The following is a 22,753-nucleotide window of genomic DNA, read 5'->3' as shown; positions in this document are numbered from 1 at the left end:
TTACCCGGTCGCGAGTAGGCTTGACCGGTGGCTAGCAGCGCAAAGGTGATCGGGCCCGAAGTGCGGCCAATGGTCCGGCGACCGCTGCCAGCCTGGCCGGTGGATGCGCTGCTCTGGGGTTTTCCGCTGTGGTGGGTGCTCGGGATGACGCCGTTCATCGTCGTGTTGCTCGCCTTGGTGATGGCCGTACTGCTGATCCACCGAAGGGGATTGCGGCTCGTCCCTGGCATCGCGCCGTGGCTGGCGTTTGTCGCTTGGGTCATCCCTTGTGGACTGATGCTCGGCTCAGTGCTGCGCGTGGTTGGTTACGGCCAGCGATTCGCCAACTACCTGGCCATCGCCGTGGTGCTGGTCTACGTGGTCAACGCGCGGGAGCGGATCACCGCTCGGCGGGTGGTTGCCGGGCTGACCGTGGTCTGGCTGTTCGTCGTTTTCGGTGGCTACCTCGGCACCCTGTTCCCCGAAGTCCGGTTGACCACCCCGGTCGGCGTGCTGCTGCCGGAGTCATTGACCAACAACGAGTATGTCCGGGACCTCGTTTCTCCGCCGTTCGCGGAGATCCAACATCCATGGGGCGCGGCGGAACCCTATGAACGCCCGGCCGCGCCCTTCCCTTACGCCAACGGTTGGGGCAGCGCGATGGCCCTGCTCACCCCGGTCGCTTTCGCGCAGTACGCGATGACTACGAGCAATCGCGTGCGGTTGTTGATCATCCTGGGTACCGCCGCCATCGCCGTCCCCGCGATGGCCTCGTTGAACCGCGGCATGTTCATCGGGCTGGCGATCGCCGTCGGTTATGTCGCGGCCAGGTTGGCGTTGCGCGGTGCGATACTGCCGTTTCTGGCGATTCTTTCCGCGGCGATCGCGAGCGCCGTCGTGTTCCTTTCCGCAGGGTTGCTCGACGAGTTGACCGAGCGAGCCGATTACGGCAGCAACGACGGGCGAGCCCAGCTTTACCTGGAAACGATCGATCGCACCCTGGATTCGCCGGTACTCGGCTATGGTGCGCCACGCCCCTCCCAGCTACTGGATATTTCCGTTGGCACCCAAGGGCATCTGTGGATGCTGATGTTCTCCTACGGTTTTGTCGGGCTGGGGCTGTTTCTCTGGTTCCTCTACGGTGCCGTGCTGCGCACCTGGCGCGCACCGAGTACCGCACAACTGTGGCTGCATTCGGTACTGATCATCCCGTGCGCGCTGATGTTCTTCTACGGGATCGATACGATGCAGATGCTCACCGTAGCGCTGGTCGCGGTGATCCTGCTGAGTGATCCAGCGGTCTGTGCGCGCCGGCCCCGGTTACCGGCGGGCGGGTTACGCCCCAACGAGCTGCGGGCTAGTGCGCTACCCGCCGGAGCTCCGGGGGACGGTAGAGCACCGCGGGACGGCAGATGAGTAACGAGCGGTTGACCCGCGCCGGTTTGCTGAGTTTGGTCGGTGGGGCGACCGGTGCGGTGTTCGGGTTGATCCTCGCGCTGGTGGTCGGTAGGGGCCTCGGCCCGGAGGGCACCGGGTATTTCTTCCAGACCGTCGCGCTGTTCATGATCCTGGCGAACGTGCTCGAACTCGGCGCGGACACTGGCCTGGTACGGGAGATGTCCAGGCAACTCACGCTCGGCCAGCAGGCGGATCTGCGGCGTACGGTGTTCGTCGCGGTACTGCCGGTGCTTATCGTCGGCGTGCTGGCGACGGTGCTGCTGTGGGTTCTCGCGCCGTGGTTGGCCACGCTGCTCGCCGAACCAGCGGCCAGCGAAACGATGACCGGTCTTATCCGCTACACCGCGCCATTCGTACTGCCGGCTTCGCTGGTCGCGGTGCTCCTCGGCGGAAGCAGAGGGCTGAGCACCGTGCTGCCGTTCGTCACGGTGTACAACATCGGTCTGCCGGTTGCTCGGGTCGTGTTCGTACTGGTCGCGCTGTGGTCCGGGATCGGGTTGCTCGGGGTCACCCAGGCTTGGGCATGGCCGTTCGTACTCGCGGTACTGGTCGCGGCTGTGGTGCTGGCGAGGCGATTGGCGGTTGCCTCGGCCACGGTGGATCGGGAGCCCCGCCCATTCGGTGTGCTGGCCAGGCAGTTCTGGTCATTCAGCGCGCCGCGTGGCGTGGCGGCGGCGCTGGAGATCTTGCTTGCCTGGGCGGACGTGCTGCTTGTCGGTGCCTTGCTTGGGCCGGTTCCCGCCGGGGTCTACGCGGTTGCCTCGCGGGCGGTGCGCGCGGGGTTGCTTGTGGACACCGCGATGCGGATGGCCGTTTCGGCAAGGATGAGCGCGCTGCTCGCCGCGGGGGAGCTGGGTGCGGCGCGGGAACTGCTTGCCGCCGCGACGAAGGTGCTGATCCTGCTTTCCTGGCCGTTGTATCTCACCCTGGCGCTGTTCGCCGCGCCGGTGCTCGAGCTGTTCGGTTCGGGCTTCGGCGCCGGCGCGCTGGCCGCGGCGCTGTTGAGCGGGGCGATGATGGTGCTCACCGCCTCGAGCGTGCTGCAAACCGCGCTGCTGATGGGTGGCCGGAGCCGGTGGCAGATGAACAACAAGGTGGCCGCCGTCGTGGTGAATCTTGGTGCGAACCTTGCGTTGCTGCCAACCATCGGCATTGCCGGCGGCGGGCTGGCGTGGTTGCTGACCATCGCCGTGGACACCGCGCTGGCCGGCTGGCAGGTACACCGATTGATTGGTGTACGGCTACCCGGAACCGGTTTGCTTCTACCGATCACCGTGGTGGCCGGCACGGTCGTGCTGCCGGCCATCCTGGTACTCGGGTTGTTCGGCGCGACCCTGCTCGCGCTCGGTGTGCACCTCGCGGTGGCACTGCCGCTGTTCGGCACGGCGTGCTGGCTGCTGCGTTCCCGGCTGGTGCCCGCCGTACTGCGAGCGCCTTCAACGGTCTAAGTTGGACGAATAGTTTCCATGTAGAGGGTTTCCGCCCAGCGGCGTTCGGTGTCCGGAGCGGGGACCGGTAGCCGGGTTTCCAGTGGTTCGCAACGCTTTACCGGCTCGGTGAACCCGGCCGCGGCCAGTAACCACCCAAGGGTTTCCTCGTCGAACATCGTGCAGTGTCCATACCAGTAGAACAGCTCCTGCACGGCGAGCATCGAGGTTGGCCGATCCGGCCTGGTGTGTTCGATGAAACCCGTGCCACCACGCGCGTAGGACTCGAGTAGCTGACCGGCGTCCGGTACGCCGACGCGCATGGTCCCGCCAGGCTTGAGTACTCGGTGGCATTCGGCCAGTGTCTGCGCCACCCCTGGCAGCGGGATGTGTTCAAGCAGATGTTCGGAGAAGATCGCGTCCACTGTTGCGTCTGGGAAAGGCAGGCCACGTTTGAGATTCCACGGAAGCTCGACCGGATCGCCGGCCAGATCCAGATTTACCCAGCCTTCCTTGTGCTCCCCGCCGCTGCCGATATGCAGCAGGAAATCCTCGCCGGTGGCATGCTCCCTGAGCAGCTGGCGGGCTCGCGCCCTGGCAAGCGGTGTGAGCGCGTCGGTGACCAGAAACCGTGCCTTGCCGCGGAACTGAACCGGTACCGCGTGTTTCGCCAGCCTCCGCAATGCACTGTCGGTTGACTTGGTCCGCTTCTGCGCATGTTGCTGCTCGGTAATGAACCGGAGGTAGTTGGCCAGCTGCTCGTCCGCGCGCCGTGCGATGGTCGGCCGTTCCGCCATAACTGCGTTACTCCCACTGGGTCGAAGAACTCTGCTACATCAACGTTCGTGCACGAGGCCTCTGGTATTGCCCCACCCAGAGTGGCCGATCAGCCTGCCCTGGGCCAGCATCTCGGCCGGCACGTTGAACCCGAACCGCTGTTGCTCCTTTCGCCCCCGCGGGCCCCGATCAAAGGACTGGCAGCCAACGATGGAGGTGCCAGTACCGTCCGCGAAGTAGAAGCCATCAGCGGAGTCCGGCTCGCCGCCAACGTCCCACATGCCCGCGGTATCGGCGGTACAGCCGACGAAGGTGTTCATATCCCATTCGATAGACCAGCCATGCAACCGGGTGTCCTGGGCCTCGCAACCGGTGAACTTGTTCCTGGTTCCCCTGATCCGGAAACCGTAGTCCCGGCAGTACCACGCTTTGCAAGCCTGGAAGAAGTGGTTGGCGCCACGCACCTCGAAGCCAGCCGACTCCCCGGTCTGCCGGATCGTCGTTGCCTCGCAAGCGATCCACCAGCAGTCTGAAGCGGTGGATGATTCGGATTCGCCAATCAGGAAGCCAAACCTGCCTGCCTGCCGGACGCGTACCCTGCTGGAGTGAACCGAGCGGTTATCGGTGCCTCTGTAGACCACACCGTCGTTTACCGGCCCCCAGATCCAGAGATTCTCCAACCGGCAGACCGCATCGTTATCGCCGTACCAGTTGCCCTCCCGCCCGACGATATGCAGATCGATACCGACCTTGGCCGTTTCCGCGCAGTCGATGGCCAGATCGACGATCCCGACACCGTAGGCGGGGCCCGCGGCGCCAACCAGGATGATCGCGGGAACCTCTTCGACGGCGGTAAGTTGGCTCAAATGCCCTAACCCACGTAGCTGGGTACCGTGCGGAAGGACGATCGGTTCCTCGACCGGGTAGTCGCCGGCCCCGAGCTGAATGGCCCGCGCGCCCTTCTCGATACTGTCCGCGATGGAGCCACCGGGCGGCACGTAGGTCCACGGTTCGGCGGGTTCGGCAAGCGGTTGCCCGGATACCGCGGGCGCGGCGAATATGCCGGCGGTTGCCCCCGCTGCCGCGGTGAGACCGGCACCCCAGATAAGCCCGCGCCTGCTGTAGGCGGGTTGGTCCATGGGTCAACTCCAGGTGCGTAGCCGATTCCCGTCGCAGCACGTATGTCGTTGCGACACTTCCGTTATACGCCAGTAAGTTCGCGATACCGCCTGATGAAGCTAGCGACCATGAGTAGCGCGTTCGCTACGAAAAGCACGGTATAGCAAATAAGAAAGGTGTTGGTATGTCCCCAAAGCACGAACAATAGGCAGAGTACGCCGAAGTCCGCGGGAAGGCCGAGCAAGGCGCGCAGCGGTGAATCGCTTGCCGCTGGCGGGTCCGTATCGGTAGTTGCTTTCCTGTTGCGGTGCATCTGTTCGGCAAGGATCAGGGCAAAGAACCGAACCACGGTCACCAGCAGGTAGCCGAGTGGAATGAGCAGGTAACCGTCAGCTAGGTCGGTGAACCTGAAAAGTCCGATGAGGACGGCAAGGTGGACGGCCGGCATCCTTGCCGCGTCCACCACGTGGTCCAGCCACTCACCGGCAAGGGCGCCGCCACCGCGCAGTCGGGCGAGCTGGCCGTCCGCCGAGTCCAGGATGTAACCAATGGCAAGGCCAGCGGCAACGCCGATGCCGAGCAGCCAGGACGGTCCCAGAATGGCCAGGAAGGCCAGCGAGGCGAACGAGATGATCCCGCTGAGTACGGTCAGCTGGTTCGCGGTGAAGCCAAGCAGGTAGCCGCCTGCCGCGGCGAGTTTGCCAAGTGGCCGGTTCACGTAGCGGGTGTACGCGGGTACCCCGGCCGCGCTCTTCTGCTTGGCGCGCAACCGTTTTACGACTGCGCCGAACGTATCTCGCGCGTTGTGCTGCGCATCTGTCATCGTTCTCCAAAATGCCGCGCCGTGCCCGTGGTGGGAGGTTTCGGGCGAGCGGTCACGAGTCCGGCTTGGCCGGTGAACTCGGCGTGCTCAAGTCCCCGCGCTGGTAGGATAATGCACGAATTGCCGCTGTGGTGGGTGTGTCCTGCGCTGTGGTGGAGTCCATACCTCGCCGAGGGGATCGCAGACTTGGATCGGCCGTGAGTGCAGCTGAGGACCGACCCGTGCGGGGTAGTGCAAATGGCGTAGATGGTCCGGCCGTTCGGCTCAGTGACCTTGGTGGACAGCTGCGTCGTCGCTGGCGGGTGATCGCCTGGACGGTGTTGGCCTGCGTGCTGCTCGGTACCGCGTTCGCGCTGTTTCAGCCGGCGAGCTATACGGCGACCTCAGTGCTTACCGTGAACGCGCTTTCCCTCAACCCGTACGACCAGGGTTCATCCAGCAGTTCGGTGAACATCACCACGGAGCGCGCGGTGGTGGGCTCGACCGAGGTGGCCGATACGGCACGGGAGACGATCGGGTCCCAGGAAGATCCACGGGATCTGATCGAGCGGATCGAAGTGACCTCGCCGATGGAAGCTCAGGTCATCGAGATCGCGGCCACCGAGGGTGATCCGAAGGCGGCCGCTGACCTGGCGAACGCGTTTGCCGACGGCTACCTGAGTGTCCGGGGCAACAACGCGAGCGCCGAGTTGAACGGGCGGATCCAGCGCATCGATGACCGGCTTCGCGAGCTTCGGGAGGAGCTCGCGAACCAGCCAAACGACGCGCAGGGGATCCAAGAGGAGATCAGTACGCTGCGTGATCAGCGCAGTGGTCTGGTGGGCTTGGCCGTCGACCCGGGACGGGTGATCACCAGGGCGGCGCCGCCGAGGGAGGAATCCTCCTACGGGCTGCTTGTCTTCCTTGCTGGCGGGCTGGCCAGCGGGTTACTCGCCGGCTGCGGACTCGCGCTGGTCGCGGAGCGGGCAGACCGGCGAGTACGCGGCGCCGACCGGCTGGCCGGCATCATCGGACCGCCGGTGCTCGAGTTCACCGGCGGCCCCGATTCGGACGAGTTCGTGAGCAGGCTGCTGATGCGCGTCGGACTGCGACGCGAGGAACCTTGCACGATCGGCGTGCTCGGGGTGGATCGGACGAGCGCGGAAGTCGTGGCCGCGGTACTCGTCGAGCAGTTGTTGCGCGCTGGGCATCCGGCGCAGTTGATGAACTGGCAGGGCGGCCTGCTACCGAGTGGCGGATCCAGCGCGTCCACGGGGGACGGCCGGTTTCGGATCGTGTCCACTTCGGTCGAGGTGGGAGTTGCCAGGGCGGCGATGCTCGGCCAGCAGGTGGACAAGGTCGTGCTTACCGCAAGCGAAACGGACGAGCTCGCGGTGGCGCTGCGGTTGATCGAGGAGTTGGCTGCGGTTGGGCTACGGCACGACGTGGCCGTGGTGCAGGTGGACCGCTCGATTCCGCCGACCCCGCCGAATGGCACTGGTTCGATCCCTAGTGGGCCGATCCCTAATGGGCCCACTCCCGGTGGTCCAGCGGGCGCTACCGGCCAGGCGAACACGGGAAGTCCGGCTGGTCCGGCGACGCCAGGCAAAGCGAACCCTGGTGGCCAGGCCGGCGCCATAGCCTGGCCGCAGTCGACACCCCAACCTCAGCAGCGGCCCCCGCGGTCCGGCCAACCGCGCCCCCAGCAAAGCTCCCAGTCCGGGGGCCTCCGACCGCAAGATCCCTAAAGAACGCGGTCACCGGGGTGATCGGGGCTAGCAGGTGGTCTGGCTGGGGAAGGTGTGATTGGTGACCTTCCAGGCGCCACCGTCCAGCCGCACGGTGTACAGATGCGCCACCTTGGACGCCGCGGACTTCGGCCGCTGCACTGGTTCGCCGGACTCATCGAGCACGTCGATATCGGTCGAGTCGATACAGGCGCGCAGCGTGACCTCGGGTGGCTCAGCGTCCACCTTGGTCTCCTGCGGATCGGCGCCGGCGAGTGTGACGCTGCCGTCCTGACTCATCCGGCTGTCACTGAACTCCTGCTTGTTCCCGGAAACCTCATCGAGCGCCGAACCGACAGCGACCCGCTCGATACCACGCAGGTTGCCTTCGGGGTCCTGCAAAACCTCGTCGTTGATCCGCAGGTACTCGGTCAAGGCCTCGCGCGCGCCCGCGACGGCCTGCTCCGGGGCGAGCCCTTCCGCGGCGACACTGCTCGTCGGGGCGTCCCGCGAAGTGGACTGGTCCGGCTGGGCGGCTGACTCGTCAGCCGGCTGATCCCGCAGTGTCCACAGCAGAACGAGTCCGATCGCCGCGACGGCTACCACGGCCCCGGTGATGATCGCGATAGTGCGGCGCCGGTTGGTCGGCTGCTCGTCGTGCTCGGTCACATCATTGCCGGAGTGCTGGTCGCTCATCGTGTCCTGACTCAGTCGGAGGTGTTTTGCTTGCGTGCGCGGAGAAACCGGACGAGTTGGCGTACCCGCGTCGGCCGGACGAAACCCGGTCGTTCGTAGAGCACATCGGTAAGCAACTGGTCGATGTTTCGCTTCGTGTGCTCGATCGCCTGGGTTGTCGGTTGGACGCGGTACTCGGCCGGCCGCTCCCATGCTGACCGGAGGTGCTCGTGTAGTTCGGCCTCGGTCTCCGCCAACCGGATCCATCCGGTGTCAGCGAGTTTGCGCGCGAACACCAGCTGGTGATCGTCCACATGCTCGCGTGCCCGCGCCAACCTCGGCACCACGATGGGCAGCTTGCCACAGGAGCGCGCTTCCATGATCGAGCCGGTGCCCCCATGGGTTACCACGGCGAAGGCAACCCGCACCCGGTCGAGCAGTTCCTCCTTCGGCAGCATCGCGGCGCCGCTGGCGACAGCCGGCGCCGGGGATTCGCCGTACTGGACGAAAACCGGCGTCTCCGCGTGTTCGGCTGCCCAGTTGTCCAGCCAGGAAACCAGCCTGCCGAACTGATGATGGTCGGTGCCGAGCGTGCCGAGTAGCCCCGTCTTGTCCGCATTCACCACGCCGGCCCCACGTGCACGCCCTCGGGATAGATGCGCTGTTGCTCGGCCCACTGTACGCAGAACCGGTCAGTGAGCGGATAGCACAGCAGCCCCGTCAGCGAGGGTGCCTCGATGCGTTCGAAGGCTTCCAGATAGATCGTTCGGATTCGCAGAAATCGCGCGACAAGAAAGAACGGCAACGCGACTCCGGCGCCCGTCGAGACGATTACATCCGGTTTAGTATGCACCAGTGTGCGGATCGATAGCACAAAATTTCTTATCGCATTACGCGCATTCCGAGTAGTGGGGTGGTAAGCCCAAGTAACCGTTTCGTCGCGCAGTGCGGTCAACGCATCAGATTTGTCGAAGGTCACCCAATGGCGCTGGTATCCCGACCAGCATTCGCGCAAGTTCAGCAGCTGCGCGAGATGCCCGCCGGTCGACGCGATCAGCATGACTTTCGGGGATTTTCCCCGGTGATTTCGCGAGCTCATCGCGCTGCGACTACCTCCTTGCGGGAACCTGTCTTGCACGTGTCTTGCACATGGCAAGGATCCGAAACCTGGCTAGTGGGTCGACCGCGAGGGTTCCGGAGTGGCAAGGCACACCTGGTTGCGGCCGCCGTCCTTGGCCTGCTGTAGCGCGAGATCCGCAGCTTCCTGGAGCGGAAGGAGCTCCGTGCCGTGCTCGGTCGAGATCGCGATACCGCCGGAAATGGTGCAGCCAGGGATGTCTTGGTTCAAGGTGACCGGGCGCCCGCCCATCGGCTTGGTCACGGTGACCGTCATCGATTCGATGGCGACGCGGAACCGCTCGGCTACGGCCAGGGCGTTCGACGCGTCGGTATTCGGTAGCAGCACGGCGATTTCCTCGCCGCCCCAGCGGCAGAGCAGATCACCGTCGCGGGTGTGCTCGCGCAGCGTCCTGGTTACCGCGGTGAGAACCTGATCCGCGCCGATGTGTCCGAGGTCGGTGTTCCACTGCTTGAACCTGTCCAGGTCGAACATCAGCAAGGCGCTCGGCTGTTTCCGGGCGGCGTCGGTGACCAACGCGAGTTCGGCCGCAGGGTTGAAGCTGCGCCGATTGGGTAGTCCGGTCAGCGCGTCGTGCAGCGCGTCTACCTTGAGCTGATTGCGTTCGGTTTCCAGTTGTTCGACTCGTTGGGTCAGTCGGGTATAAGTAACAAGGATCAGCGATACTACGAGCAGCGTTAGTCCGAAAGCCTGATTGCTGGCGCCCGCGGCGACCAGCCCGAGAGATATCGTGATGGCCAGATCAAAATTTTCCTCGCGGCTACCCAGAATCGGTACAATTGCCCAGTTCTCTCTGAATACCCGAGCGACACCGATAATGAGAGTTTGAGCGACGTAGTACGCGGCGGCGGCGGCTGTAATGGCGAGAAGGCCGGTTACGACTTCGTTGATGTTCGTGGGAACCGCACGGGTTCCGGCGAACCAGTCGTGCACCGGTGTTACGTCGGCGACGGTATACGTCGCTAGCACCGAAGCCGTAATGGCCGACGTGGTGAATAGATAGCGACCGAGAGGTTTCCTGGCGATCATGTACTGGCTGGACCGGATGATCAGCACGAGTGCGAGCAGCAGCGGCACCGGCAGGATCAGCGCTCCGGTGAAGTTCCAGACACTGGTGTGGGCAATGTGCTCGCGCCGGAGGTGTGCCGCGCGTCGCCGTTCCTCAGCCGGTTTCGTCAACGTCATGTGTATCAGCGCCGAGGCCGCGAGCAGCCCGAACATCAGCCAGTCCTTGCTGATGGGCGCAGCCGAGGTCCAGGTCGCGAAGCCGGCCCAACCGAGTACCAGGACCTCGCACAGCAGAATCCAGGTGACACCGAGTGGCGTCGTGTGCGCGAAGAGATCCATTTCGGACAGGCTGCCGCGCGCCGGTGCCGGTTGCTTCGTCGAGCCGGCCGACTGCTCGGCTGGTCGGTCCGCTGGGGCCGTGTCCAACTCGGCCCGCGCAGCCGCCGACCGCTTCCGGAAGGGAGGTGTTGGCCGTGCGCGACCGTGAGTACTGATTCTCATCCGATCGCTCTCCTTTCCGGCCGGACCCCACGAGGAGGTGTCTGTGGTGCGTGACCGCGAGTACTGATTATCCGCGTTACCTGAAGTCCATTCATGTCTACCCGGTATGACGCCGGACCCACCGAGGAGGTTCCCGTGTTCCGTGACCGTGAGTACTGAGTTGTGCGCTTTCCCTTACTAGTTCGACTCCGCAGGGAGGTGTTCGTGATGCGTGACCGCGAGTACTGATCGCACGGCGCAGTCACCGTGTCGTCCCGTTCTCTTTCGTAGCCGTCTGTACTGGCTCCTTTCCGTTCGACGCCGGCTTGTTCGACTCCGGCTCGACCGACGCTGGAGCCCCGCTTGGAGGTGTGGTCAGTGCGTGACCGGGAGTACTAGTACTTGTTGATTCAATCGTGCGCACAGCGTCATTCGCTACCGAATCGACGGCATCAGCTGGATTGCGTTTGACGATCAGCCAGGCGACCAGGCATCCGAGGAGGCCGACCGCCGCGGCTACGGAGATCGCCAACGCCGTTGAGTTCAGCCATTCGGCGAAGATGCCGCCAAAGGCGACCCCAAGACCTTGCCCTGTTCGCAGGCCGGTACGCACCAGTCCGGTCGCGCGTCCGGTGAGCTCATCGGGCAACATCTCGATGTAGGCCGAACGCGCGAGGATGTGATAAGACGCGCCGAAACTCGACGTGGCCAGCAGGATTCCCGCGAATACGGCCGATGGGTTGAGTGCGAACAGCACCAGCGCGCCCATGCACAGGCCGGCAAGCGGGCCAATCCAGCCGTCCTCTACTGCCCGTGGCCGCGCCTTGCGGCCGACGAACGCCGCGCCGAGTAGGAACCCGACGGAATCGGCCGCCAGGATGAGTCCCACCGACCAGGTCGGCGCGCCGATCTCGGCTACGAACGGCACGATCAGACCGTGCGGCAAAATCGTGCAGGCAAGCAGGATGGACAGGGTGGCAAGCGCCTTGCGTCGTCTGCTTGGTGGCAGTGAGCGCTTGAGCAGCGGGGCGTGTGTGGCGCGTGCCGCGGGGCGACGCCGCAGGCCAACCGAGAGTAGAACGGTGGCCAGCGCGAAGGTCCCCGCGTCGATGATCAGCGCGGGGGTGACCCCGACGAAGCCGACGACGCCGGTTGCCCCACCGAGCCCGGCGAGTTGACCCATTTCGCGCAGCGTGGTGAGCCGTGCCTGACCCACCGTGAGGTGCTGGTTGCCGAGCAGTACCCGGACGTGCGCGTTCTGCGCGGCCTTGAACGGTGCCTGGAGCGCGGCGATGCCAGCGACGCAGGTGCCGAGGATCCACAGCGATATGCCGGGGATGGCCATGATCGCGACGATCCCGGTTTGCAGGGTGGTGCAGAACACCATCACTTCGCGGCGGGGAAACCTGTCGGCGAGTCCCGAGAGCAGCGGGCCGGCGACGATGTCAGGCAGGAAGGTCAGCGCGTAGGTGACCGCGGTGAGCGCCGCGGACGAGGTCCGCTCGTAGACCAGAACCGAGATGGCGACCCTGGCTAGCTGGTCACCCGCGACCGAAAGGGCTTCAGCGATCCACAGCGAGCGCCACTCGCCGGTCGCCAGAGGCGAACGTGTGGATCTCTGCACGATGCCCCCTTGCTACACGCTCCACAATCGGTCCGGTTTACCCGGGGTTGTCCGGGCAGCTTTGGCGACGCCCCGCACGCTGCGTCGCTCTACAATCACTAGACGAACTCTACTCCTCTAGGTATCGGGCTGGAGCTAAAAACTCACTAAGCGTCACAGCTGTGCGAGATCTTTGAATCTGCAAATACGCGGCGAGCGGCGCGAACGATACCAACGGGCACACACAATCCCGAGCGCCCGCGGGTGGCTGCGTTCGGCCTAACTCGGCGGTGGCGTTCGGGTGAGCTACTGCGGTCGTTCGCGCTGCTGGCGCAGGTTGTCGCGAGCTCAGCCGAGCTCGACCGTCACCTGCGGCGCACCCGCAGAGGTGGCTGTAATGTCGATCACTTCAACCGAGCCGGCGGCGCGAATGTCCGCATCGAGCTGACGAAGAATTTCCCCCTCCGCAGGGGATGTCGCCACCTGGACGCGGGCGACCGGTGCGCGCATCGATACCTTCGCCGCGGATTTGCTCTTGCGGATCGCGCCGAGCACCAGCTGGGCGGTCTCGAGCACCGCCTCGGCGCCCCCGGGTTCGCGCACCTTGGCGCCGTCGCCGGGGGTTGGCCAGCTTGCCAGGTGTACCGACCCCTGTTGCCACCATGACCAGACCTCTTCGGTGCAGTACGGCAGGAACGGCGCGAACAGCCGGAGCAGCGCGTGCAACGTGCCGCGCAACGTGGCCAGCGCGGATGCGGTGCCTTCGTGTTGCCCATAGGCGCGCAGCTTGACCAGTTCCAGGTAGTCATCGCAGAAGAACCAGAAGAACCGTTCGATACGTTCCAGTGCCGTGGTGTACTCGTAGTTCTCGAACGCTTCGGTGGCCTGGTTGATCACCGCGTCCAGCTCATCGAAAACCGCGCGGTCGAGCAGCCAGGCGCCCTCGCTCGTGGCGCGCTCCGGCTCGGTGAAACTGAGTACGAACTTGCTGGCGTGCAGTAGCTTCGTCGCCAGCCGGCGGCCGATCTTGAGCTGCGCCTCGTCGAAGGTGGTGTCGGTGCCCGGGCGGCCGCTCGCGGCCCAATGCCGCACCGCGTCGGCGCCGAAGGTGTCCAGCAAGCCGGTCGGGGTGCGCGCGTTGCCCGTGGACTTGCCCATTTTCTTGCGGTCCGGATCCAGGATCCAGCCAGACAACGCGACATGCCGCCAGGGCAGCTCGCCGGTGTGCAGTTCCGCGCGCAACACCGTGTCGAACAGCCAGGTGCGGATGATGTCGTGTGCCTGTGCGCGCAGGTCCATCGGATAGGTCAGCGCGAACCGTTCCGGATCATCCAGCCAGCCGCAGACCAGCAGCGGGGTCAGTGCGGATGTTGCCCAGCTGTCCAACACATCGGGTTCCGCGGTGAACCCGTTCGGTTGGTCGCGGTCCGCCGCGGTGTAGCCGGGCGGGACATCGGTTGTCGGATCGACGGGCAGCTCCCGCTCGTCCGGCTGGATCGGCCGCGTGTAGTCCGGTTCGGACTGTTCGTTCAGCGGATACCAGAGCGGGAACGGAACTCCGTTGAACCGTTGCCTGCTGATCAGCCAGTCACCGTTGAGGCCGTTCACCCAGTCCGTGTAGCGCGCTCGCATGTATTCCGGATGCCAGCGCAGCTCCGTGCCCCTGCTCAGCAGCGCCTCGCGGTGGGCGAGCGTGCGGATGAACCACTGCCGGCTGGACACGATCTCCAGTGGGCGTTCGCCCTTCTCGTAGAACTTCACCGGGCGGTTGGTCGGGCGTGGGCCATCAAGCAGCGCGCCGGCTTCGCGCAGTAGCTCCACCACGCGTGCGCGTGCCGTGGTGACGGTAGCTCCGGCCAGTTCGGTGTAGGGCCCGGGGTCAATTCCCGCCGGTGCCTCGGCAAGCAGCCGGCCGTTCCTGCCGAGCACCGTTCTGGTCGGCAGCTTCAGCTCTCGCCACCACTGCACATCGGTCAGATCGCCAAAAGTGCAGCACATCGCTATCCCGCTGGCCCGCTCCGGATCGGCGGCCGGATGCGGGAGAACCGGGATATCCGCGTGAAACACCGGTGAGCGAGCGGTGCTGCCGAACAGGGCTTGGTAGCGCTCATCGGCTGGATGCGCGATCAGTGCGACACAGGCGGGCAGCAGTTCGGGGCGGGTGGTTTCCACTTCGATGGCTGGACCGTCCGTGCGCTGGAACGCGATCCGGTGCCATGCGCCGGCGTGCTCACGGTCCTCCAACTCGGCCTGGGCAACCGCGGTACGAAAGTCCACATCCCACAGTGTTGGCGCCTCGGCCTGGTAAGCCTCGCCGGCGCGCCACAAGCGCAGAAAGGCGATCTGGGACAGCCGCCTCGCCCGCTCGCCAATCGTGGTGTAGAGCATTGACCAGTCGACCGAGAGCCCGAGCCGGCGCCACAGTCCTTCGAACGCCCGTTCGTCCAATTCGGTCAGTTCGCCGCACAGCTCGACGAAGTTCTTTCTGGAGATCGCCACCGGCCGCTTGGTATCGGTTGGTGGGACGAAATCCGGGTCATACGGCAGGCTCGGGTCGCAGCGCACTCCGAAGTAGACCTGAACCCGTCGCTCGGTCGGCAGCCCGTTGTCGTCCCAGCCCATCGGGTAGCAGACCCGCTTGCCGCGCATCCGCTGGAACCGGGCGATCAGGTCGGTATGCGTATACGAGAACACGTGCCCGACATGCAATGAGCCGCTTACCGTCGGTGGCGGGGTGTCAATGGAGTACACCTCGTCGCGGGTCGCTGGCGGGTGGAATCGATAGGTGCCGGCACTTTCCCAGTGCGCGGACCATTTGTCCTCCAACCCGTCCAGCGTCGGCCGTTGCGGCGGTTGCGCGGACATAACCCCAGCGTATTCCCGCTGGCCAGCCCTTTTCCGGAATCGCTGGCTAGCCGCCTGGCAGCCAGCGTCGCCAGCCACCTGGTTTGGCCGGTTCCTCGGCAAGTTCCGCCAGTGCTGGCGCGTGTTCCCGTACGGCGGCGAGTACCTGATCGATACTCGGGTTCACCATCGCGGCCGGCCCCACGAACACCGTTGGCACGACCTCGTTTCCGGAAGCGACCGCACGTACTCGCGCGGCCGCCTCCGGGTCGTCCCAGATGTTCACTTCCTGCACCGGCAGCTCGGTCTTGTTCAGCTGCGCGCGCAGCCGCGCACAGAAACCGCAGCCGGGCCGCCAGTAGAACTCGACCGCCGCTGGTTCCGTTGCGGCCTGCTCGCCGCTTTCCGGAGTACTCACACCAGATCGAGCTTGCGGACGGTGTCGCGCTCCTCAACCAGCTCCGCTACCGAGGCATCGATCCGCTGCCGGGAGAAGTCGTTGATCTCCAGCCCCTGCACGATCTGGTACTCGCCGCCCGAGCAGGTCACCGGGAAGGAGGAGATGATGCCCTCCGGGACCCCGTAAGAACCGTCCGAGGGGATGCCCATCGAGGTCCAGTCACCATCCGCGGTCCCGTTCACCCAGGTGTAGACGTGGTCGATCGCGGCATTCGCGGCCGAGGCGGCAGAGGAAGCGCCACGTGCCTCGATGATGGCCGCGCCCCGCTTGGCCACCGTGGGGATGAACTGGTCGGCAAGCCACTGCTGGTCGTTCACCGATTCCGCGGCGTTCTTGCCGTTCACCTCGGCGTGGAAGATGTCCGGGTACTGGGTGGCCGAGTGGTTTCCCCAGATGGTCAGCTTCTTGATGTCCGAGACGCCGACGCCCAGCTTCTGCGCGAGCTGGGTCTGCGCGCGGTTGTGGTCCAGCCGGGTCATCGCGGTGAACCGGGAAGCCGGCACATCCGGCGCGTGCGCCTGCGCGATCAGGGCGTTGGTGTTCGCCGGGTTACCGACCACGAGCACCCGTACGTCCTCGGCGGCACCAGCATTGATCGCCTCGCCCTGCGGTTTGAAGATCCCGCCGTTCGCCTCGAGCAGGTCGCCGCGCTCCATCCCCGGCCCGCGCGGGCGGGCGCCGACCAGTAGCCCGATGTTCGTGCCCGCGAAGGCCTTGTTCGCATCGTCGGTGATGTCGATCCCGGCCAGCAGCGGGAAGGCGCAGTCGTCCAGCTCCATCGCGGTGCCCTCGGCCGCCTTGACCGCCTGTGGGATCTCCAGCAGCCGCAACCGCACCGGGGTGTCCGGGCCGAGTAGCTGGCCGGAGGCCACCCGGAACAACAGCGCGTAGCCGATCTGGCCGGCCGCGCCGGTTACCGTGACGTTGACGGGCGCCTTGGTCATGACGTTCTCCTGCTCCTGGCGTGGGCGGATGGGTTCTCCTCGTCGGCGATGCTAGTCGCCGCGTTCAGTCCTGTGACTGTGAGGTGAATTGCCGCACGGCATGTGTCAGGTGTTCGTGCATGGTTTTCTTCGCTGTGTCGACCTCGCCCGAGGTCACCGCGTCGAGCAGGATCCGATGTTCCCTGGCCAGATCACCCGGCTCGGGGTAGGAGGAGTGCAGCTGCGCGAGGCAGAGCTGCATCTCCTCCTGTAGCGGCGGGTACAGCCGGCTGAGTCGAGGGCTCTCCGCCGCGTCGACCAGCGCGATATGAAAGGCGGTATGTGCCTGTACCCGGTCCGCCCAGCTGGCGTCGGCCGGCAGCGCTTCCATCGCGGCGAGCGCACGTCGGGCGGCGGGGGTGTCCAACCCGTTACTGGCGATCGCGGTGACCGCTTGGAACTCCAGCGGGGCGCGGACGAAGTAGAGGTCGTGCACATCGTCGACGGTGAGTACCGGCACCATGGCGGACTTGCCGGCCGGTCGGTGCAGCAGGTTGCGGTTCACCAGCTCCTGTAGTGCCGAACGGACCGTGGGCCGAGCCACGCCGAAGCTGTTCGCCAGCGCGATTTCCGGCAGCGGCTCGCCAGGGCGGAGCGTGCCGCCGAGGATCCGGCCGCGCAGTTCGGCGACCAGCGCGTCCGTTGTGCTGGTCACCCGTAGCGGGGCGCCGTCGGTAATCGCCCGTCCTGCCGGCATTGCCTGCTCGCCTTTCATCGCGGTACGGGGCAGCCGTCGGCGAGCTCGGCGAGACCCCACAGATCGCGCCATTCGTAGTCGGCTGGTTCGCCGGCCGGTTGCGGTTCGATATGCCGGTTCACCCAGGCGGTACGCATGCCGAAGTGTTTGGCAGGGGCGTTGTCGTACTTGAAACCGAACGCGACGTGGATGATTTTCTCGGGCGCCACGCCGACCCTGTCCAGTGCCTGCCGGAAGAACTCGTTGCTCGGCTTGTAGATCCGGCAGTCCTCGGCGGTGATCACGTCGTGGAAGGGTACCCGCATATGCCGCAGGCTGTGCTCGATGATGTCCCGGTCGGTGTTCGAGAAGATCACCAGTTTCATCCCGGCCGCGTGCGCGCGCTGTAGCGCGGGATAGGTGTCCGGGAACGGCTGCCAGGACCGCATCGAGCGGACGAAGTCGGCAGCCAGTTGCTCGTCGTACGGCCAACCATGCCGCCGGCAGACCTCGGCGAGGCTCTGCGCGAGTACCTCCTTGTAACTGCGGTACTCCCTGCCGAGGATGTCGAACTGGATCTCCTCCCACTCGTTGCGCAGCTCGATACCAGGGACGAGCTCCCGGTCGCCGTTGCGCAACGCCAGCTCGTAGAGGAACTGCGCCGCGCCGCCCTCCCAATCGGTGAGCGTGCCGTAGTTGTCGAAGGTCGCCACTTCGAACGGGGGTGCCATTGATTGCCTCCGTACTCTTTCTGCTAGTCAGTCTATCTGTCTAGCTGTCTGACAGTAAGACTGCTTGGCGGAGTCGGAGTTGTCAACCTGGCCTAGTAATGACTAACGTCAATATGTCCTGACAAAGTATTGACGAGGCCGTCTGCACTGGCTGAGGATCTGAGCTGGCCCGTTTCGACCTGACCGTGTGCGGAGGAAGTTCATGGCCGAGCCGTTCGAGTTGGTCACGATGGGCCGTATCGGGGTGGATATCTACCCGCTGCAGTCTGGTGTCTCGTTGGCCGACGTGGAAACGTTTGGCAAGTACCTGGGTGGCTCGGCCACCAATGTCGCCGTGGCCGCGGCTCGGCTCGGCAGGTCGAGCGCGGTGATCAGCAGGACGGGCGCGGATCCCTTCGGCGCGTTCATCCACAAGGCGCTGCGGGAGTTCGGTGTCGACGATCGCTGGGTCACCCCGGTCGCGGAGTACCCGACACCGGTCACGTTCTGTGAGATCTTCCCGCCGGACAACTTCCCGCTCTACTTCTACCGGCAGCCGAAGGCGCCTGATCTGGAGATCGCTACCGCCGAGCTGGACCTGTCCGCGATCGCCAGCGCGCGCATCTTCTGGATGACCGGCACCGGTCTATGCGCCGAGCCCAGCCGCTCGGCGACCATTGCCGCGCTGGCACATCGCGCCAAACGGGGCATCACCGTTTTTGATCTGGACTGGCGGCCGATGTTCTGGGCAGACCAGCGCGCCGCGCGAACCTGGTACACCGAGGCCTTGCGGCACAGCACCGTGGCGGTCGGCAATCTGGACGAGGTGGAAACCGCGATCGGCGAGCGCGATCCGGATCGCGCGGCTGACGCGCTACTTGCCGCCGGCGTCGAACTCGCGGTGATCAAACAGGGGCCGAAGGGCGTGCTGGCCCGCACCAGGGATGAGCGGGTGGTTTCCCCACCGGTGCCGGTCGAGGTGGTCAACGGGCTTGGCGCGGGTGACGCCTTTGGTGGCGCGCTGTGCCACGGCCTGCTCGCCGGCTGGCCGCTGGACCGGGTGATCGGCACGGCGAACGTGGCCGGCGCGCTCGTCGCCGGCAGGCTAGCCTGCTCTTCGGCGATGCCTTACGAATCCGAGATCGACGAACTGGCCCGTACCGTCGAGCTGGGCGGATAGGGCATCGAAAGGTAGCCGTGTCAACAGTTTCCCGCACCCGAGTTGGCCTCGGCGAGCTCACCAGGATTCGCGCCGAGCACCCACAGGCGATTGCTGAAGCGCTGCGTCGCCGGCAGTCCCGCCCGCTACTCGGCGGCAACGGGCGACTCATGATCATCGCGGCCGATCATCCGGCACGTGGCGCGCTGGGTGCCGGCGAGCGTCAGCTGGCCATGGCGAACCGGCTGGACCTGTTGGAGCGGCTATGTCTCGCGCTTGCCAGGCCAGGTGTGGACGGGGTGCTTGGCACCGCGGACATCCTGGAGGACCTCGCGCTACTCGGCGCGTTGGACGGCAAGGTGGTACTCGGCTCGATGAACCGGGGAGGGCTGGCCGGCGCCTCCTTCGAACTGGACGACCGGTTCACTGGCTACCGGGCCGCGGATATCGAGCGCGCCCGGTTCGATGGCGGCAAACTATTGCTGCGCTTGGATCTTGCCGATCCCGGCTCGCTGCGCACGATGGAAGCCGCCGCGCATGCGGTGGCCGAACTGGCCAGCCGGGGCCTGCTCGCGATGGTCGAGCCGTTCATGGCCGCGCGAGTGGATGGCAAGGTTCGCAACGATCTGTCCGCGGCCGCGATCAGCAAGTCCATCGCGATCGCCTCCGGACTCGCCGGTACCTCGGCGCACACCTGGCTGAAGATCCCGGTCGCTGAGGATATGGCCGAGCTGGCCACCGTGGTCGCCTCGACCACCCTGCCAACCGTGCTGCTCGGCGGTGAGGTATCCGCCGATCCGGACGGCACCTTCGAACGTTGGCGCGCGGCGTTGCGGCTGCCTTCGGTCCGCGGTCTGGTGGTGGGACGAAGTCTGCTGTATCCGGCTGATGACGATGTCGCCGCCGCGGTGGACACCGCGGTCGGCCTGTTGTAACGGAGGGGAGATCGCCATGCCAAGTCCATCCTCGCTGCACCTGCCGGCGGGCAGTTCGGCGGTATCGCCGTACACGACCTATGTGGACCCACAGACAGCTGGCTGGACCTATAGCTCGCTGCGGGTCATCGAACTCGCCGGAGGTCAGGAGCACGAGTTCGACACCGGCGAATCCGAATGGATCGTCCTGCCGCTTTCCGGTTCGGCCACGGTACGTTGCGACGCCGAGAGCTTCGAGCTGGCCGGCCGGGTGGACGTGTTCTCCGGGGTCAGCGATTTCGCTTACGTGCCAAGAGATTCACGAGCAATCGTGCGGTCGGAGGATGGTGGCCGGTTCGCGCTCACCGGTGCGCGCTGTACCCGTCAGCTACCCGCACGGTACGGGCCCGCGGCCGATGTCCCCGTCGAGTTGCGCGGCGCTGGTCAGAGCAGCAGGCAAGTCAACAACTTCGGCGCCGCGGGCGTGTTCGAAGCGGACAACCTGATCGCGGTCGAGGTACTGACTCCGGCGGGAAACTGGTCGTCCTTCCCACCGCACAAGCATGACACCGACTGTCCTGGAGAGGCGGTACTCGAGGAGATCTATTACTTCGAGATCGCGCCATCGGCGGCCGCGCCCGGTGTTGGTTACCACCGGGTCTATCCGTCCGGCCCCGAGCGGAGCACTGATGTGCTTGCCGAAGTGCGCGATCGGGATGTGGTGCTGGTGCCGGACGGCTGGCATGGGCCGTCCATGGCGATGCCCGGTCACCATATGTACTACCTCAACGTGATGGCGGGTCCGAGCCCGCAGCGGGAGTGGTTGATCTCCGACGACCCGTGCTACGGCTGGATCCGGCAGACCTGGCAGGACCAGCCCGTTGACTCGCGGCTTCCGCTCTACACCGCACCGGAAAGGCGGCAGTGATGACCATCCGGCTTACTGTCGCGCAAGCCCTGCTGCGCTTCCTCGCCAACCAGTACACCGAGCGGGACGGCGAACGGCAGCGATTGATCGCCGGTTGCTGGGGGATCTTCGGGCACGGCAATGTGGCCGGTGTCGGTCAGGCGCTACTGGAAACCCCGGAACTGCCGTATCTGCAGGGGCGCAACGAGCAAGCCATGGTGCATGCGGCGGTTGGCTTTGCCAGACAGTCTGACCGGCTCTCCACGCATGCGGTCACCACCTCGATCGGCCCTGGCGCGACGAATCTGACCACCGGTGCCGCGCTCGCCACGATCAACCGGTTGCCGGTACTGCTGCTGCCCGGCGACGTTTTCGCTACCCGTCCCGCGGATCCGGTGCTACAGCAACTCGAGTCGCCGCAGGGGCCGGACATTACGGTGAACGACTGCCTGCGCCCGGTCTCCAGGTACTTCGACCGCATCTGGCGCCCCGAAGCACTGCTGCCCTCGGCGCTGCAGGCGATGCGGGTGCTGACCGATCCGGCCGAAACCGGGGCGGTAACCCTCGCGCTGCCGCAGGATGTGCAGGCCGAGGCGTACGACTGGCCGGTGGAGTTCTTTGCCGAGCGGGTCTGGCGGGTCGCCCGCCCGGCTCCGGACGGCGGCGCGATCACCCAAGCCGTCGAGCGTATCCGGGCCGCCCGGCGGCCGTTGCTCATCGCCGGCGGCGGAGTACACCACAGCGGGGCCGAGGACGCGTTGCGCGAGTTCGTCGAGCGCACCGGAATACCGGTGAGCGAGACCCAGGCGGGTAAGGGCGCGCTGCGCTTTGACCATCCGCAGCAGCTCGGCGCGATCGGGCACACTGGAACCTCGGCCGCCACCGAGGCTGCCCGCGAGGCCGATCTGGTGCTCGGCGTCGGTACCAGGTACAGCGATTTCACCACCGCCTCGAACACCCAGTTCGCGAATCCGGATGTGCGCTTCGTCAGTGTGAACATCACCGGTTTCGACGCGCACAAACAGTCGGCGTCCCCGGTGACCGGCGATGCCCGCACCGCATTGCGCGCGCTGACCGAGGAGCTCGGCGAGTTCACTGTGGACGATGACTATCGAACGGCCTACCAGGCGGGGGCGGCGCGCTGGGCGGATACCGTGGCGCGTGCGTTCGCCGCGCCCGACCCCGCGGCGCGGCCGAGCCAAGCGCAGCTGCTCGGGGTGCTCGACGAGGTCATGGCCGAGCGGGACGTGCTGGTCAATGCGGCTGGCTCGCTGCCTGGCGAGCTGCACAAACTGTGGCGAGCCAAGGATCGCAAGCAGTACCACGTGGAGTACGGCTACTCGTGCATGGGCTACGAGATACCCGCCGCGCTCGGCGTACGACTGGCCGATCCGAGCCGCGAGGTGTTCGCGCTGGTCGGCGACGGCACCTACCTGATGATGCCGACTGAACTAGTGACCGCGGTCCAGGAGAACATTAAGGTCATTGTGGTGTTGGTGCAGAACCACGGCTATGCCTCGATCGGCGGGCTCTCCGAGACCGTCGGTGCCGAGCGCTTCGGCACCGCCTACCGGTACCGGGACGATGCTGGTGAGTTCACCGGGGAACCGCTGCCGGTCGACCTCGCGGCGAACGCCGCCAGCCTCGGCCTTCCGGTGCACCGGGCGAGCACGGTGCGGGATCTGCGTGCCGCGCTACATGCGGCTCGCACGGCGGATGGACCTACGGCGGTGTACCTGGAGACCGATGTGACGGTTGCCAGCCCGGCGGCCAGCGCCTGGTGGGATGTGCCGGTGGCGCAGACCGCGACGAGGGAGGCGGCCAACCTGGCGCGCGACGAGTACACGAAGTATCGCGCGGAACAACGACACCAGCTGTGAAATGAGCTCGCCGGAAAGGACCTTGAG

20 protein-coding genes are annotated in these 22,753 nt (G+C 65.9%); 7 read left to right on the top strand and 13 right to left on the bottom strand.

Annotation, left to right across the window (positions count from 1 at the left end):
- Positions 1–27 precede the first annotated feature (27 nt).
- Entirely contained in the window at positions 28–1,395 is a 1,368-nt protein-coding gene (locus tag EV191_RS02190; RefSeq protein WP_132875094.1) for an O-antigen ligase family protein, read from the top strand.
- Positions 1,392–2,885, top strand: coding sequence for an MATE family efflux transporter (locus EV191_RS02185; RefSeq protein WP_132875093.1), 1,494 nt, complete (start codon positions 1,392–1,394; stop codon positions 2,883–2,885). The genes EV191_RS02190 and EV191_RS02185 overlap by 4 nt, the downstream gene beginning before the upstream one ends.
- Here the strand turns inward: EV191_RS02185 and EV191_RS02180 are convergent.
- The 3 genes from EV191_RS02180 to EV191_RS02170 form a co-directional block, all read right to left on the bottom strand.
- Positions 2,882–3,661: a class I SAM-dependent methyltransferase gene (locus EV191_RS02180; RefSeq protein WP_132875092.1), complete on the bottom strand. Its 780-nt coding sequence runs from the start codon at positions 3,659–3,661 to the stop codon at positions 2,882–2,884. The genes EV191_RS02185 and EV191_RS02180 overlap by 4 nt on opposite strands.
- A 39-nt stretch (positions 3,662–3,700) precedes the next feature.
- Complete coding sequence (locus tag EV191_RS02175) at positions 3,701–4,780, bottom strand: right-handed parallel beta-helix repeat-containing protein (RefSeq protein ID WP_132875091.1); 1,080 nt, start codon at positions 4,778–4,780, stop codon at positions 3,701–3,703.
- Positions 4,781–4,842: 62 nt separating this feature from the next.
- Positions 4,843–5,583, bottom strand: coding sequence for a CDP-alcohol phosphatidyltransferase family protein (locus tag EV191_RS02170; RefSeq protein WP_132875090.1), 741 nt, complete (start codon positions 5,581–5,583; stop codon positions 4,843–4,845).
- Positions 5,584–5,804: 221 nt separating this feature from the next.
- Between EV191_RS02170 and EV191_RS02165 the strand changes: the two genes are divergently transcribed.
- On the top strand, positions 5,805–7,310 hold the full coding sequence (locus EV191_RS02165) for a Wzz/FepE/Etk N-terminal domain-containing protein (protein WP_165912784.1): 1,506 nt from the start codon (positions 5,805–5,807) through the stop codon (positions 7,308–7,310).
- 27 nt (positions 7,311–7,337) lie between these two features.
- On the opposite strand, the gene EV191_RS02160 is transcribed toward EV191_RS02165, so the two are convergent.
- From EV191_RS02160 to EV191_RS02115, 10 genes are all read right to left on the bottom strand, one after another.
- The gene (locus tag EV191_RS02160) at positions 7,338–7,985 is read right to left on the bottom strand and encodes a hypothetical protein (RefSeq protein WP_132875088.1); all 648 of its coding nucleotides are present in this window, start codon (positions 7,983–7,985) and stop codon (positions 7,338–7,340) included.
- Positions 7,986–7,996: 11 nt separating this feature from the next.
- Positions 7,997–8,590: a glycosyltransferase gene (locus EV191_RS02155; RefSeq protein WP_132875087.1), complete on the bottom strand. Its 594-nt coding sequence runs from the start codon at positions 8,588–8,590 to the stop codon at positions 7,997–7,999.
- On the bottom strand, positions 8,584–9,024 hold the full coding sequence (pssD, locus tag EV191_RS02150; protein WP_207894372.1) for a PssD/Cps14F family polysaccharide biosynthesis glycosyltransferase: 441 nt from the start codon (positions 9,022–9,024) through the stop codon (positions 8,584–8,586). Before pssD ends, EV191_RS02155 begins: the two co-directional genes overlap by 7 nt.
- Positions 9,025–9,135: 111 nt before the next feature.
- On the bottom strand, positions 9,136–10,611 hold the full coding sequence (locus tag EV191_RS02145) for a GGDEF domain-containing protein (RefSeq protein ID WP_132875085.1): 1,476 nt from the start codon (positions 10,609–10,611) through the stop codon (positions 9,136–9,138).
- Between the two features lie 241 nt (positions 10,612–10,852).
- Positions 10,853–12,214, bottom strand: a complete 1,362-nt coding sequence (locus EV191_RS02140) for an MFS transporter (RefSeq protein WP_165912783.1) — start codon at positions 12,212–12,214, stop codon at positions 10,853–10,855.
- A 327-nt stretch (positions 12,215–12,541) separates the two neighbouring features.
- On the bottom strand, positions 12,542–15,058 hold the full coding sequence (valS, locus tag EV191_RS02135) for a valine--tRNA ligase (RefSeq protein ID WP_132875083.1): 2,517 nt from the start codon (positions 15,056–15,058) through the stop codon (positions 12,542–12,544).
- A gap of 46 nt (positions 15,059–15,104) precedes the next feature.
- The gene (locus tag EV191_RS02130) at positions 15,105–15,455 is read right to left on the bottom strand and encodes a glutaredoxin family protein (protein ID WP_132875082.1); all 351 of its coding nucleotides are present in this window, start codon (positions 15,453–15,455) and stop codon (positions 15,105–15,107) included.
- Entirely contained in the window at positions 15,452–16,441 is a 990-nt protein-coding gene (locus tag EV191_RS02125) for a malate dehydrogenase (protein ID WP_132875081.1), read from the bottom strand. Before EV191_RS02125 ends, EV191_RS02130 begins: the two co-directional genes overlap by 4 nt.
- A gap of 64 nt (positions 16,442–16,505) precedes the next feature.
- Entirely contained in the window at positions 16,506–17,177 is a 672-nt protein-coding gene (locus EV191_RS02120) for a GntR family transcriptional regulator (RefSeq protein WP_132875080.1), read from the bottom strand.
- 14 nt (positions 17,178–17,191) lie between these two features.
- Positions 17,192–17,887, bottom strand: a complete 696-nt coding sequence (locus EV191_RS02115) for a haloacid dehalogenase type II (protein WP_132875079.1) — start codon at positions 17,885–17,887, stop codon at positions 17,192–17,194.
- A gap of 202 nt (positions 17,888–18,089) precedes the next feature.
- Here EV191_RS02115 and iolC point away from each other — a divergent pair, with 202 nt between their 5' ends.
- The 4 genes from iolC to iolD are packed head-to-tail and all read left to right on the top strand — an operon-like array spanning position 18,090 to position 22,726.
- The gene (iolC, locus tag EV191_RS02110) at positions 18,090–19,046 is read left to right on the top strand and encodes a 5-dehydro-2-deoxygluconokinase (protein WP_132875078.1); all 957 of its coding nucleotides are present in this window, start codon (positions 18,090–18,092) and stop codon (positions 19,044–19,046) included.
- Between the two features lie 17 nt (positions 19,047–19,063).
- Positions 19,064–19,960 (top strand): Cgl0159 family (beta/alpha)8-fold protein, encoded by an 897-nt coding sequence (locus EV191_RS02105; protein ID WP_132875077.1) that lies wholly within the window; start codon positions 19,064–19,066, stop codon positions 19,958–19,960.
- A 16-nt stretch (positions 19,961–19,976) separates the two neighbouring features.
- Positions 19,977–20,867 (top strand): 5-deoxy-glucuronate isomerase, encoded by an 891-nt coding sequence (gene iolB / locus EV191_RS02100; RefSeq protein WP_132875076.1) that lies wholly within the window; start codon positions 19,977–19,979, stop codon positions 20,865–20,867.
- Positions 20,867–22,726: a 3D-(3,5/4)-trihydroxycyclohexane-1,2-dione acylhydrolase (decyclizing) gene (gene iolD, locus EV191_RS02095; RefSeq protein WP_132875075.1), complete on the top strand. Its 1,860-nt coding sequence runs from the start codon at positions 20,867–20,869 to the stop codon at positions 22,724–22,726. The genes iolB and iolD overlap by 1 nt, the downstream gene beginning before the upstream one ends.
- The last annotated feature ends 27 nt before the right edge of the window (positions 22,727–22,753 follow it).

The organism is Tamaricihabitans halophyticus (genome assembly GCF_004340875.1).
Classification (GTDB): domain Bacteria; phylum Actinomycetota; class Actinomycetes; order Mycobacteriales; family Pseudonocardiaceae; genus Tamaricihabitans; species Tamaricihabitans halophyticus.
Note: the sequence above shows the minus strand (reverse complement) of the source record. Positions and strands in the feature narration are given on the sequence as shown.